General features: G+C 68.1%; 13 protein-coding genes. 7 read left to right on the top strand and 6 right to left on the bottom strand.

What is annotated here, in order from left to right:
• Positions 1 to 468 precede the first annotated feature (468 nt).
• A complete protein-coding gene (locus ACFWV3_RS31155; RefSeq protein WP_382416418.1) occupies positions 469 to 1,086 on the top strand; it encodes a DUF2537 domain-containing protein in 618 nt (205 codons plus the stop codon).
• A gap of 16 nt (positions 1,087 to 1,102) precedes the next feature.
• Here ACFWV3_RS31155 and ACFWV3_RS31150 read toward each other — a convergent pair whose 3' ends face one another.
• Positions 1,103 to 1,894, bottom strand: coding sequence for a TrmH family RNA methyltransferase (locus ACFWV3_RS31150; protein ID WP_382416416.1), 792 nt, complete (start codon positions 1,892 to 1,894; stop codon positions 1,103 to 1,105).
• Positions 1,895 to 2,102: 208 nt separating this feature from the next.
• On the opposite strand from ACFWV3_RS31150, the gene ACFWV3_RS31145 reads away from it, so the two are divergent.
• Entirely contained in the window at positions 2,103 to 3,599 is a 1,497-nt protein-coding gene (locus tag ACFWV3_RS31145) for a glutamate--cysteine ligase (protein WP_382416414.1), read from the top strand.
• A gap of 4 nt (positions 3,600 to 3,603) precedes the next feature.
• Here ACFWV3_RS31145 and ACFWV3_RS31140 read toward each other — a convergent pair whose 3' ends face one another.
• From ACFWV3_RS31140 to ACFWV3_RS31130, 3 genes are read right to left on the bottom strand one after another with little or no spacing between them, the layout of a single operon-like run.
• Complete coding sequence (locus tag ACFWV3_RS31140) at positions 3,604 to 4,458, bottom strand: hypothetical protein (RefSeq protein WP_382416412.1); 855 nt, start codon at positions 4,456 to 4,458, stop codon at positions 3,604 to 3,606.
• 39 nt (positions 4,459 to 4,497) lie between these two features.
• Entirely contained in the window at positions 4,498 to 4,908 is a 411-nt protein-coding gene (locus tag ACFWV3_RS31135) for a hypothetical protein (protein ID WP_325521628.1), read from the bottom strand.
• Positions 4,905 to 6,533, bottom strand: coding sequence for an ABC-F family ATP-binding cassette domain-containing protein (locus tag ACFWV3_RS31130; protein ID WP_382416435.1), 1,629 nt, complete (start codon positions 6,531 to 6,533; stop codon positions 4,905 to 4,907). The genes ACFWV3_RS31135 and ACFWV3_RS31130 overlap by 4 nt, the downstream gene beginning before the upstream one ends.
• Positions 6,534 to 6,643: 110 nt before the next feature.
• Here ACFWV3_RS31130 and ACFWV3_RS31125 point away from each other — a divergent pair, with 110 nt between their 5' ends.
• Positions 6,644 to 7,264, top strand: a complete 621-nt coding sequence (locus ACFWV3_RS31125) for a superoxide dismutase (protein ID WP_382416410.1) — start codon at positions 6,644 to 6,646, stop codon at positions 7,262 to 7,264.
• Positions 7,265 to 7,387: 123 nt separating this feature from the next.
• Here ACFWV3_RS31125 and ACFWV3_RS31120 read toward each other — a convergent pair whose 3' ends face one another.
• Complete coding sequence (locus ACFWV3_RS31120) at positions 7,388 to 8,149, bottom strand: ABC transporter permease (protein WP_382416433.1); 762 nt, start codon at positions 8,147 to 8,149, stop codon at positions 7,388 to 7,390.
• A 61-nt stretch (positions 8,150 to 8,210) separates the two neighbouring features.
• On the opposite strand from ACFWV3_RS31120, the gene ACFWV3_RS31115 reads away from it, so the two are divergent.
• Complete coding sequence (locus ACFWV3_RS31115; protein WP_382416408.1) at positions 8,211 to 8,678, top strand: hypothetical protein; 468 nt, start codon at positions 8,211 to 8,213, stop codon at positions 8,676 to 8,678.
• A 353-nt stretch (positions 8,679 to 9,031) separates the two neighbouring features.
• On the opposite strand, the gene ACFWV3_RS31110 is transcribed toward ACFWV3_RS31115, so the two are convergent.
• Positions 9,032 to 9,298: a DUF2530 domain-containing protein gene (locus ACFWV3_RS31110; RefSeq protein WP_382416406.1), complete on the bottom strand. Its 267-nt coding sequence runs from the start codon at positions 9,296 to 9,298 to the stop codon at positions 9,032 to 9,034.
• A gap of 16 nt (positions 9,299 to 9,314) precedes the next feature.
• Here ACFWV3_RS31110 and ACFWV3_RS31105 point away from each other — a divergent pair, with 16 nt between their 5' ends.
• From ACFWV3_RS31105 to ACFWV3_RS31095, 3 genes are read left to right on the top strand one after another with little or no spacing between them, the layout of a single operon-like run.
• Positions 9,315 to 10,748 (top strand): NCS2 family permease, encoded by a 1,434-nt coding sequence (locus tag ACFWV3_RS31105; protein ID WP_382416404.1) that lies wholly within the window; start codon positions 9,315 to 9,317, stop codon positions 10,746 to 10,748.
• A gap of 40 nt (positions 10,749 to 10,788) precedes the next feature.
• Positions 10,789 to 11,214 carry a MarR family winged helix-turn-helix transcriptional regulator gene (locus tag ACFWV3_RS31100; protein WP_382416402.1) on the top strand — a complete coding sequence of 142 codons (426 nt, stop codon included), beginning with the start codon at positions 10,789 to 10,791 and terminating at the stop codon, positions 11,212 to 11,214.
• A gap of 58 nt (positions 11,215 to 11,272) precedes the next feature.
• Entirely contained in the window at positions 11,273 to 12,535 is a 1,263-nt protein-coding gene (locus ACFWV3_RS31095) for an MFS transporter (protein WP_382416400.1), read from the top strand.
• The last annotated feature ends 117 nt before the right edge of the window (positions 12,536 to 12,652 follow it).

Raw genomic sequence — 12,652 nt, 5'->3', positions numbered from 1 at the left:
TCCCCCCCCCTGGATTGGCTGGGGAAAAGGGTTGTTTTCACGCCTCTACACAGGGCTGGGAACAACTCGCTGATGGGAGGCTGGGGGTCGTTTTGGCGCCAATGGGGATCTGGCGCGAACGCGACCTCACGGGGGGTCCTTGGTAGTTCCAGCGTGGTCGCCATTGGTGGTTCCGTGACTGTTCCAGCGTGGTCGCCATTGCGGTCAGTTTCCTGTTCCAGCGTGGTCATGCACCTCGGACGAAGCGTTGGGGTTCATCGCCGCTGCGCGACGATCGCGATTGGGTTCACCGCTACCCATCGGCGCAAGGTCTGACTGCTCGCCTTCGGCATCGCTTGGGGCCTCGGCTTCGCCGTTGGCAGTGTGTCGCCTCGGCTTCGCCATTGGCGTGCCGCCTCCGAGCCGTTCTCGCGACCGTGCTCGGTCCGCTAGGTTCTTCGCGAGGCTCCGGAAGACCTAGGAGGGTTCGTGGAGTTGCGAGTTCGGGACGGCCGCGCCGTGCTCGCCGGGGAGGACGAGTCCGGTGAGCGCGAGGTCGACCCGCACAGCCTGCCGTTGGGTGCTGATCTTGCCGAGGCGTTGCACGAGTGGGCGAAGGTCGCGGATGCCGTCGTGCGCACCGAGACGCCTGCTGACGGGGTGGCCAACGCGTTGGTTGCCCGGCGGGGCAAGCAGCTTGCCGGGCGGATCGCTGCTGTCATGAACTCGCCGGTGCTCTACACCGATCCGGTGAGTGGGGAGCTGGTGAGTGTCGAGGCGCCTGACTCGCCTGCTGTGGCTGGGCCGGAGCCCGCCGAGTTGGTCGGTGAGGAGGAGGTTGCCGAGCCCACGCCTTGGGGGACTGGGCTCACGGTCAGCTTCATCACGGCTTCGATCGTCACGGTGACCGTGGTGTCGTTGTCGCTTGGGCTCGGGGAGACCAGTCGGTGGCTGGCTCTGGTCGCGAACGTGCTCGTGGTGGGTGGGCTGGCGCCGTCGGTGTGGCTCGGGCGCAAGGTGCCGGTGTGGCGGTGGGTCGCCTATGGCGTGGTGGCCGGGGTGTTGGTGGCCTGGCTCGCGTTGATCCTCACGTTGCTCCAGGCCTGACCCTGATCCGAAGGTTTCAGAGCAGGGCGTAGAAGGCCACGGCGCCTGCTGTTGCCACGTTGAGGGAGTCCACGCCGGACGACATGGGGATGCGCACGGCCAGGTCGGCGGCGTTGATGGCCTCGTCGGTGAGGCCGGGGCCTTCCGAGCCCAGCAGGACGGCTACTCGGTTGCCGCGCAAATTGGCATCTGCAAGATGCAGGGCGGTGGGGCGCGGGGTCAGTGCGGCAACTGTGAAACCCTTGTTGCGCAACAAGTTCAGCGCCGAAGGCCACGCATCCGTGGTAGCGAACGGCACGCGCAGGACGTGGCCCATCGAGACCCGCACGCTGCGCCGGTAGAGCGGGTCGCTGCAGCCAGGGCCCAGGATGACGCCGTCCACGCCCAGGGCAGCGGCGTTGCGGAAGATCGAGCCCAGGTTCTCGTGGTCGCCCACGCCCTCCAGGACGGCCAGGCGGGTGGAGCGGTCTGCCAGGTCGTCGAACGACACGGCCGGAGCTCGGTCGGCGGCGGCCAGTACACCCCGGTTCAAGTGGAACCCCACGACCGACGCCATAACCTCTGCTGACGTCACGTAAGCGGGAACGTCCAGGTCAGAAAGGTCCAGCGCCTCGATCCTCCGCCTCACCCCGAGCAGCCCGCGCACCGGGTACGGCGACGCCAGCAGACGTTCCACGACCACCACGCCCTCGGCGATCACGAGGCCGCGGCCGCCGGGGCGGTCGGGCCTGCGGTCGGCCGTCGAGAGGTCGCGGAAGTCGTCCAGCCGCGCGTCCGACGGGTCGTCGATCTCGATCACTTTCGCCACGCCGGAAGTTTCGCATCCGGGCCGGGGTGGAACAGGCGAGGTAGTCCGGAGGGCGGAACCTCACGCGCCCGACCAGCGGATGATCGCTGGTTGTTACCTCTGCGTGACAGAGAGCACCGTTTTGGGCGATGTAAACGAGGTTTCGCCTGTGTCACTTTTGGCGTTCCGCCTGCCCGCGCCCACCGGCGCCGAGCGAAGGGGTAGCGGCATGGGAAGTGAAGTGTCCAGCCGCACGTTCACCAGAGACGATCGCCAGCGTTATCGCGAGAAGATGCAGCGGAGTCTCGACGCATTGGCCACGATGTTGGCCGAAGACACGTTTTCCTTTCCCCGTCGGCAGATGGGACTCGAGATCGAGCTCAACCTCGTCGACGACGCGATGCGTCCGGCGATGACGAACTCGGAGGTGCTCGAGAAGATCGACGATCCCTCCTACACGCTGGAGCTGGGACAGCAGAACCTGGAGATCAACGTCCCGCCGCGCGAGCTGGCGGGAGGTGAGATGCTTGGCCTGGAAGAGGAACTGCGCCAGTCGCTCGACAACGCGGACTCGAAGGCCAACGACGTCGGCGCCAACCTCGCCATGATCGGCGTGCTGCCCACGTTGCGGGAGCGGCACTTCGACCGCAAATGGCTCTCCGAGAGCCCGCGGTACGCGCTCCTCAACGACACCATCTTCAAGGCCAGGGGCGAGGAGATGGTGCTGCGCATGGAGGGTCCGGCGATGCCGGGCAGAGGTCCGGAGAAGCTGCTGAGCTACGCGGAGTCGATTCTCCCTGAGGCGGCTTGCACCTCGGTGCAGCTGCACCTGCAGGTCGAGCCCACGAACTTCGCCTCGCACTGGAACGCCGCGCAGTGCCTGGCGGGCGTCCAGGTCGCGATCGCCGCGAACTCCGCTTTCCTGCTGGGGAAGGCGCTCTGGCACGAGACGCGCATCCCGTTGTTCGAGCAGGCCACCGACACCCGTCCGGACGAGCTGAAGAACCAGGGCGTCCGGCCGCGCGTGTGGTTCGGTGAACGCTGGATCACGTCGATCTTCGACCTGTTCGAGGAGAACGTGCGCTACTTCCCCAGCCTGCTGCCCGAAACCGACGACGAGGACCCGTTGGAGGTGCTCGAAGCCGGTGGCGCGCCTCGTCTTTCGGAGCTGCGGCTGCACAACGGCACGATCTGGCGCTGGAACCGGCCCGTCTACGACGTCGTCGACGGGGTGCCGCACCTGCGCGTCGAGAACCGCGTCCTGCCCGCCGGACCGACGGTGCTGGACACGATGGCCAACGCCGCGTTCTTCTACGGCGCCCAGCGCGCCCTCACCTCCCAGGAACGTCCACTGTGGACCCAGATGTCGTTCCAGGCGGCGGAGGAGAACCTCTACACCGGTGCGCGGCACGGGATGAACGCCCAGCTGTACTGGCCGGGCATCGGCTGGATCCCGCCGGACGAGCTGGTGCTGCGCCGGCTGCTGCCGATGGCGCACGACGGCCTGCGCGACTGCGGTGTCTCCGACGAGGCCCGCGAGCGCTACCTCGGCGTGATCGAGCAGCGGTGCCTCGCGCGGCGCACGGGATCGTCGTGGCAACGGGAAACCGTTGCACTGCTGGAGGAACGGGGTCTGTCGCGGGACGCGGCGCTCTCCGGGATGCTCAAGCGGTACATGGAGCTCATGCACGCGGGCGAACCCGTGCACACCTGGCACATCGGCTGACGTCTCAGCCACCGGCTCCCGCGAGGAACTCCTGCCAGACGGCCCTGGACAGGCCGGCGTCAACGGCGCCGCCGGCCTGGTCCACGAACACCGCGACCGAGAGCGCGGGGGTGTAGCTCACCGCCCACGGAGCCGCGTCCGGCACGCACGCGGTGCCGTTGCACCCGTTCTGCTCCTTGAGCCGCGCGGTGATCCGTTCCGCGACCGCCTTGTCCGTCGTGACCGCGACGACCTCGACCGCCTTGTACAGCACCGCCCCGTCGCGGGCGGTCACCGAGGTGACGAAGTGCGTCCTGCGCTCTTCTCCTCCGGAGGCCAGGCCCGCGAAGAGGCTGCTCAGCTCGAGCGGCTGCATCTTCGCCTGCACCGGGTTCGGCGAGGCCGCCTCCGCGAGTGGCCGCGCGACCACCGGTCCCAGGTCCTGGACCTCACCGCCCGCCAGGTCGTGGGTGCGGCTGAGGCTCAGGTACACGCGCACGCCGCCCGACGCCGGGTCGACCGCCGTCACGGCAGCTCCCCGTTGCAGCGGTGCGACCAGCCTGCCGACCACCGCGGCGGCCGCGGCCTGCGCCTTCACGTCGAGCGTCGTGCGCACCACGGCGCCGGTCCGCTCCAGCTGTTCGAGGGGCATCCCCGACTCACCGAGTTCCTTGACGACCCGGCGCACCTCGCTCGACGGCGGCCGGCCGTCCCAGCTGCCCCACATCCGCGAGCCGTCCGCGTACTCCAGGACGGCTTCCCTCGGCTGCTCCGGCGGCTGCGGCGCGGGCGGTGGAGGGCCGGGCCTCAGCCACACCACCGCGCCCACGAGCAGTGCGACCAGCACGAGCGCGCCGAAGTTCGGCAGAAATCGCCTCACAGCTCCCCCCAGAGCTACAAACTGTCCGAGGGAACCAATCTAGCGGCGGCGTCCAGACTTCAGCGGCGCCACGTCCGCGCCGTCGTGGGAGATACGGCACTCGTCCGGCGTCACGGCCTCGACGGCCAGCGTCAGCTCGCCCTTCACGCCCGTGTAGATCGACTCGCCGCGCGAGGCCAGTGACGCGTGCACGCGGTTCGAGTCGGTGAAGTCGCGTTCGTCCTTCACCCGCTTCTTGCCGGTCTCCTCCGGACGGGTGGCGCTGCGGAGGTTGACCTCCAGCCACGCCGCGACCTCGGCCGGCGAGGTCAGCACTTCCTCAGGGGTGCGTTCGAGGCGGACCTGCCGAGGAGAGGCGTGGTCGAGCGACGTGTGCTCCACATAGGCGTGCCAGTGGGTGTTGCGCAGTGACCAGGTCTGTTCGACCGGCCAGTCCTCCTCGGTGGTCATGACTCATATCTTCCACCCTTTACGCGAGGAAACGTGAGGAGGTCACCGACGTTGATCTCGTGATCCACCCGCACGGCCGATGCGAGCCTCCGATCGTGTGTGACCAGCAACAACGTGCCTTCGTAATTCTCCAACGCTTGTTCCAGTTGTTCGATCGCCGGCAGATCGAGATGATTCGTGGGTTCGTCCAGAACCAAACAAGTCGTGCCGCGCGCCTGGAGCAACGCCAATCCCGCGCGCGTCCGTTCGCCGGGGGACAGCTCGCGGGCCGGCCGCAGCACGGTGTCGGCGCCGAGCCGGAACTTCGCCAGCAACGTGCGCACCTCCACGTCCGGCAGCCCGGTCGCGCCGGCCACGATCCGCAACGCCGAGTCGTCGCTCGCGAACTCCGCCCGCAGCTGGTCGACCTCGCCGGCCACGACGCCCGGCCCGGTCGAGCGGTCGCCGGAGACGAGCGGGATCCGGCCCAGCAGCGCGCCGAGCAACGTCGACTTGCCGGAGCCGTTCGGGCCGCTGATCCGCCACCGCTCGCCCGCGCCGATCGTGAGGTCGACCGGCCCGAGGGTCACGTCACCGCGGCTGACCACGGCCTGGCGCAACGTGAACGCCACCGCGCTGCCACGCCCCGCCGACGGCAGGGTGAGCCGCAGCTGCCACGCCTCGCGCGGTTCCTCGACCTCCTCCAGCCGGGCGAGCTGACGGTCCACAACGGACGCCTTGGCGCTGAGGTTCTCGGCCGACTGGGCGCGGCCGGCTCGGACGTTCTTGTCCGGCTCCTCCCTGCGCGCCTTGGTGCTGTTCGCCCGGTGCACGCCCTGCCGCGACCACTCCTTGACCTGCCGGCTGCGCTGCGTCAACGAGTCGCGCTTGGCCGCGTACGCGTCGTACTCCTCCTGCGCGCGACGGCCGGCGTTCGCCCTCTCCTCGACGTAGGCGTCCCAGCCGCCGCCGAACACCGTGAGGTGGTGCGAGAACTCGTCGAGCTCGGCGATCGCGGTCGTGGTGCGCGCCAGGAACTCCCGGTCGTGGCTCACCAGCACGATCGCGCCAGGCCAGGCGGTGACGTGGGACTCCAGCAGGTCGAGGCCCGCGGTGTCGAGGTCGTTGGTCGGCTCGTCGAGCAGCAGCACGTCCGCGCGCGTCAGCAACACCGCCGCGAGCCGCAGCCGCGCCTGCTGCCCACCGGACAGCTCGTCGGACGCACGCCCGTCGAGCAGGTCCGCGGGCAGGCCGAGCCGGTCGCAGACGGCGTCCGCGCGGTCGTCGAAGTCACCGGCACCGATCGCGGTCCAGTGGTCGAACGCCTCCGGGTAGTCCTGCCCGCCGCCCTCGCCCAGCGCCTCCGCGGCCTCCTGCAGCCACCGCTCGGCCTCGGCCACGCCGGTGCGCCGCGCGAGGTGGTCCCGCAACGACTCCCCTGCGCGGTGGACGGTCTCCTGGGTCAGGTGCGCGACGGTTCCGGTGCGTGAGACAGCACCCGTCTCAGGTTGCAGCTCACCGGCGAGCAGCCGCAGCAGCGTGGACTTGCCGACGCCGTTGGGCGCGATCAGACCGACGCGGTCACCAGGCGAAACATCGAGATCAACCTCCGAGATCACGGTCCTCGGACCGAACGACAGCGACATGTTCCTGGCTGTCAGCACGGACACGTCTTCGAACTTACGTCCGTCCGCAACTGGTTTACTCGACCTTGTTGCTAGTAAGTTGCAAGAACCAAGAGAGTGCAGGAGACGTCATGGGCCAGTACGTGCTGCCGGATCTCGACTACGACTACGGCGACCTGGAGCCGGCGATCATCGGCGAGATCAACGAGCTGCACCACGGCAAGCACCACGCGGCCTACGTGAAGGGCGCGAACGACACGCTGGAGCAGATCGAGGAGGCGCGCGACAAGGAGTCGTTCGGCTCGATCGTCGGCCTGGAGACCACGCTGGCGTTCCACCTGGCCGGCCACGCGCTGCATCAGGTGTGGTGGAAGAACCTCTCCCCCAACGGCGGCGACAAGCCGGTCGGCGAGCTCGCGGCGGCCCTGGACGAGCACTTCGGCTCGTTCGACAAGTTCCGCGGCCAGCTCAACGCGGCCGCGTCGTCGATCCAGGGCTCCGGCTGGGGCATCCTCGCGTGGGAGCCGATCGGCGAGAAGCTGGTCACGCTGCAGCTCAAGGACCACCACTCGAACCTGTCGATCGCGGTCACGCCGCTGCTCGCGTTCGACATCTGGGAGCACGCGTACTACCTGCAGTACCGCAACCTGAAGGCCGACTACATCAGCGCGCTGTGGAACGTCGTCAACTGGGAGGACGTGTCCGCTCGCTTCGAGTCGGCCCGCGCCGGCCGCAACGGCCTGCAGCTCTGACTTCGGCCGTGGATGCTCCGACAAGCCTCCACCGCTGAACACGACGAGGCCCCCGCTCTGCCCAGAGCGGGGGCCTCGTCCGTTCCCGAACTGACTGCCGCTCCCACCACGAAGCGACGAGACTTAGGTTAGCCTAACTTCGCTATCTTGGGAAGTCCTCCTGATCAAACCCCTCGCGATCAGCTCCACGACGACCGCGACAGCCGCCGCTTCGACGGCCAGCAAGGCCAGGAGCACGACGATCTGGAGCGCACCCGCCTGCCAGACCGGCGCACCGCCGAGCAACATGCCGACGAAAGCACCCGGCAGGGTGACGAGCCCGACGGTCCGCGTCTGGTCGAGCGCCGGCACCAGTGCCTCCGCGGCCGGCTGCCGGATGACCAGGCAGACGGCATCGCGCTCGTGGAAGCCCAGCGCCCGCGCCGCCTCGTACTCACCGTGCCGCTCTTGGAAGGCGTCCAAGGCCCGGCGCGCGGACAGCGTCGTGGCGGTCATCGCGCCGCCGATCAGGATGCCGCCGACCGGGATCAGCGAGATGCCCTTGAGCGGGAGCAGGCCGATCGCGACGAGCAGCACGAGGGCGGGGACCGTGCCGATGAGGATCGGGGCCGCCACCCAGGCACCGCGTCGCGCTCCCGTGCGCTTGGCCGACGTCGCCGTGGCCACCGCGGCCATCAGGACCAGGAAGAGGCCGGTCAGGCCGAGGTGGCCCAGCACGAAGGTGATCACCGCGGAGACGGCCGCGAGCTGCAGCACGGCGCGGGTGGCGGCCGTGAAGAACGGCATGACCGCGGTGAGTCCGGTCAGGCGGACGATGGCGGCGGCCGCGGCCGTGAAGGTGAGGCAGACGATCAGCAGCCGGACCCAGTCGGTGGCGAGGACCATGGCCGTGATCACACCCGATAGTGCAATTGCCAACAATCCTGAATAAGTTCAGAATTGACGCGTGAGCATCACAAGTGAAGTGCAGTGGAGCGAGCTCGCTCGCGACCCGAAGAGCGTCGCCGCCATCGCTGATCAGCACGAAGTGCGCGTCAAGCGCCGCGACGGGGCCGACCTGATGCTCGTCAGGGCCGACCACCACGCCTACCGGCACAGTGGAGCGGTCACCGCCGCCCGCGCCATGAGGTCACTGTTCCGGCACGCGGGTCCCGACGCCGTGGCGGACGCGTTGCTCGACGAGTTCCCGTGGATCTCGGTGCTGCCGAAGTCCGACCGCACGCTGTTCGTCCAGGAGTTCGTCCAAGCCATCCAGGTGTCGGCGGAGCTCGGCCAGTGGTCGGTGCTCGCGCAGACGATGCACGAGTGGGCCAACACGGCGATCGTCCACGCGGACCCTGAACTTGCACGCGCGCTCAGCACTCCGATCACCGTCACGGATGGCCGGATCGTTCCCAACCCCATGGATGAGTGAACATTGCCAGCCAAACGCGGCGATCGCGCCGCTCCGCCGCATCGTCCTGATGGCTACGTGGTGCGCTTCGCCACGTCTGAAGGAGCCAAGGGCTGAGAAGAACTCTGCCGCAACGCCAAGTCGAACATGTGGGAAGCCTGGGTCGTGCTGACGGAACGCCCTACGTCTTCAGAAAACTTGAGCCGACAGCACCGACTCAAAGGCGAGTACGCGCGCAACGTTTTCGAGGGTGTCGAGTACGACCAATGGCAGTACGAGGTCACAGCAGGGGGACGCATCTGGTACATCGTCGAAGAAGAACGCAAGACCGTTTGGATCGCTCGAGCCGGCACAGGGCACCCGAAGCTGACCGACTAGGCGTCTTCGAGGCCCTGCTGGGCCGTCCGTGACCCTCGCCTCGCAGCTCGCCGTTGCCAGTAGAACACTCCGTACCCGATGATCCCGAGCAGGCCTCCGGACAGGGTCGTCCAGAGCAGCGTGCTGTTCGACCTGTCGAAGATCAGCACGGCCAGGAACCCGAGAAACCACAGCGCGGTGCCACCCAGCACGACCGGCACGGGGTCTGCCAGCCTGTGCGGCAGCGCCGGCGGGTGCGGTGGGGCGGAGTCGCGTTCGGACACATCGATAGGAGACCAGATGCTGGACGGGTTCTTCAAGATTTCCGAGCGCGGGTCGTCCGTGGCGCGGGAAGTGCGGGGCGGCGTCGTCACGTTCTTCACGATGGCCTACATCGTCGTGCTGAACCCGCTGATCATCGGCAGCTTCGCGCCGACGGGGCCGGGGGCGCATCCCGACGTGCTGGGCAACATCCTGCCCGTCGGCCAGGTCGCGGCGGTGACGGCGCTGGTTGCCGGTGTGATGACCATCCTCTTCGGACTGATCGCCAACTACCCGTTCGCGCTGGCCACGGGCCTCGGCATCAACTCGTTCGTCGCGGTGAGCGTGGCCGCGAAGGTGAGTTGGCCGGAGGCGATGGGTCTCATCCTGGTCAACGGCGTGGTCGTGCTGCTGCTCGTCCTCACGGGTGTGCGGACCGCCGTCTTCAACGCCGTGCCGAACGAGCTCAAAGCGGCCATCGCGGTCGGCATCGGTCTCTTCATCACGTTCATCGGCCTGGTCGACGCGGGCTTCGTGCGCCGCCTGCCGGACGCCGCCAACACCACGGTGCCGGTCGGCCTGGGCATCAACGGGTCGATCGCGAGCTGGCCGACCCTGGTCTTCGTCGTCGGGCTCGTGGTCACGGGCGTGCTGTTCGCGCGCAAGGTCAAGGGCGCGATCCTCATCGGCATCGTCTCCACGGCGATCTTCGCGATCGTCCTGGAAGCGATCGTCAAGGCCGGTCCGTCCGCGGGTGTCAACGCCAAGGGCTGGAACCTCGGCTACCCCGCGCTGCCCGACCAGGTCTTCGGCGTGCCGGACCTCAGCCTCCTCGGCGACGTCTCGTTCGGCGCCTGGACCCGGCTTCCCGCCCTGACCGCGGCCCTCATCGTCTTCACGCTGGTCTTGACCGACTTCTTCGACACCGTCGGCACGATGACCGGGCTCGGCAAGGAGGCCGGCCTGATCGACGAGGACGGCCAGCTGCCCAACGTCAGCAAGGCCCTGTTCGTCGACGGCCTGGGCGCCGTGGCCGGCGGTGCCGCCTCCAGCTCGTCGAACACCGTCTACATCGAGTCGGCGTCCGGCATCGCGGAGGGCGCGCGCACGGGCCTCGCCAACGTCGTGACGGGCGTCCTCTTCCTGCTGGCGATGTTCTTCACGCCGCTCTACGAGGTCGTGCCGATCGAGGCGGCCGCACCGGCGCTGGTGATCGTCGGCGCGTTGATGATGATGCAGATCCGCGAGATCGACTTCACCGACTTCACCATCGCGCTGCCCGCGTTCCTCACGATCGTCGTCATGCCGTTCACCTACTCGATCGCCAACGGCATCGGCGCCGGCTTCGTCAGCTACGTGTTGCTGCGGGCGCTGACCGGACGGGCCCGCGGAGTTCACCCGCTGATGTGGATCGTGGCGGGAGCTTTCGTCGTCTACTTCGCGTTGGGTCCGATCCAGAGCCTGCTGACCTGACCTTTCGGCAGGAAACTATTTCGTGAGGTATGCTAACTAGGTGGCGACCGATCAGCACGGACTGGCGAGCAGGCTGAGACTTGCCGTCGTCCGTCTCAACCGTCGCCTGCGGGCACAGCGCACCAACTCGTCGGTGTCGCTCACGCAGGTGTCCGCGCTGTCCACACTGCACAAGTGCGGACCGCTGACCCCGGGCGAGCTCGCGTCGAAGGAAGGCGTGCAACCGCCGTCCATGACGCGAGTCATCGCCGCCCTGGAGGAGTTCGGCTTCGCGACGCGCAGCCCGCACCCCACCGACGGTCGTCAAGCCATCGTCGAGCTGACCGACGAAGGCTTGTCGTACCTCGAAGACGAGATCACGGCCCGCGAAGCGTGGCTGGACAAGAGGCTGGCCGAGCTGGACCCGGAGGAACGGGAACTGCTCACGCGGGCCGCCGAAATCATCGACAGGATGGCGGGGCAGTAAGGACGTGTCGGGTTACGCGGGTGGTGGAGCAGACAGTCCGCCACCTCGTCGTACCGGAATGTTCGGATCGCTTCGCATCTACAACTACCGCCTTTACGCGTCCGGCCAGATCATCTCGCTGGTCGGCGTGTGGATGCAGCGCGTGGCCCAGGACTGGCTGGTCCTGGAGCTCTCGAACGGCTCCCCCGTAGCCCTCGGCTTCGCCGCCTCCCTCCAGTTCCTCCCCGTGCTGCTGCTCTCCATGTGGGGCGGCGTCCTCGCCGACCGCATGGACAAGCGCAAGCTCCTGCTCTGGCTGGAGTCCGCACTGGGAGTCTGCGCCCTGGCCCTGGGCATCCTCGACGTGACCGGCGTCGTCGAGCTCTGGCACGTCTACCTGCTTTGCCTGCTGCTGGGCGCTTTCTCAGCGGTGGAAACCCCGGTGCGCCAGTCGTTCGTCGTGGAGATGGTCGGCCGCGACCAGCTCACCAACGCCGTCGCCATCAACTCGATGATGTTCAACAGCGCCCGCATCGTCGGCCCGGCCATCGCCGGCGTGACGATCGTGGCCATCGGCACCGGCTGGGTCTTCCTGGCCAACGCCATCAGCTTCGTCGGCGTGGTGGGCGGCATCTGGCTGATGCGCACCTCTCAGCTACTGCGCTCGGACCCGGTCCCCCGCCAGAAGGGCCAGCTGCTGTCGGGCCTGAAGTACGTCCGCAGCCGCCCGGACCTGGTGACCGTCATGCTGCTGGTGTTCTTCATCGCCACGTTCGGCATGAACTTCTACATGACGCTGGCCATCATGGCCCGCAACGTCTTCGGCGGCGACGCGGACGCCTACGGCCTGCTCTCCACGCTCATAGCCGTCGGCACCCTGGCCGGCGCAACATGGGCAGCCAAACGCAAGACGCCGAAGCTCAGCGTGTTCATCGGCTCGGGCATCATCTTCGGCGCGCTGGAGATCGTCTCCGGCATGATGCCGACGATGCTCCTCACCGGCCTGATGATGATCCCGGTCGGCGTCGCCATGATGACCTTCAACACCACCGCCAACGCCACCGTCCAACTGGCCGTGGAACCGGAGATGCGCGGCAGGGTGATGGGCATCTACATGCTGGTGTTCCTGGGCGGCAACCCGGTGGGCGGCCCGCTGATGGGCTGGCTGGGCGAGATCAACGGCCGCGCCCCGATCATCATCGGCGGAGCGGTGTCGATGGTGGTGACGCTGACGGCGTGGGTCGTGCTGACGAGACGCGGCGTGATCGCGAAGCCGACCCTGCGCAGGGTCAGGCGGGAAACGCTGGCGGAAGCCGAGGAGACGGTGGACGCAGCAGCCTGACCAGCCACACCGCGAAGCCGAAGGCGAGCCGAGGCGAAGGCGAAGCCGAGCCGTTCAAAGCTTGAAACAGAAGGTTCCGGTGGGGTGGTCCCGTCACGAGCCGTGGCACAGCACTCG

Origin of the sequence: Lentzea sp. NPDC059081, from assembly GCF_042738015.1 — a bacterium.
Taxonomy (GTDB): Bacteria; Actinomycetota; Actinomycetes; order Mycobacteriales; family Pseudonocardiaceae; genus Lentzea.
The sequence above is the reverse complement of the archived record's forward strand: the minus strand, read 5'-3'. Positions and strand labels throughout refer to the sequence as shown.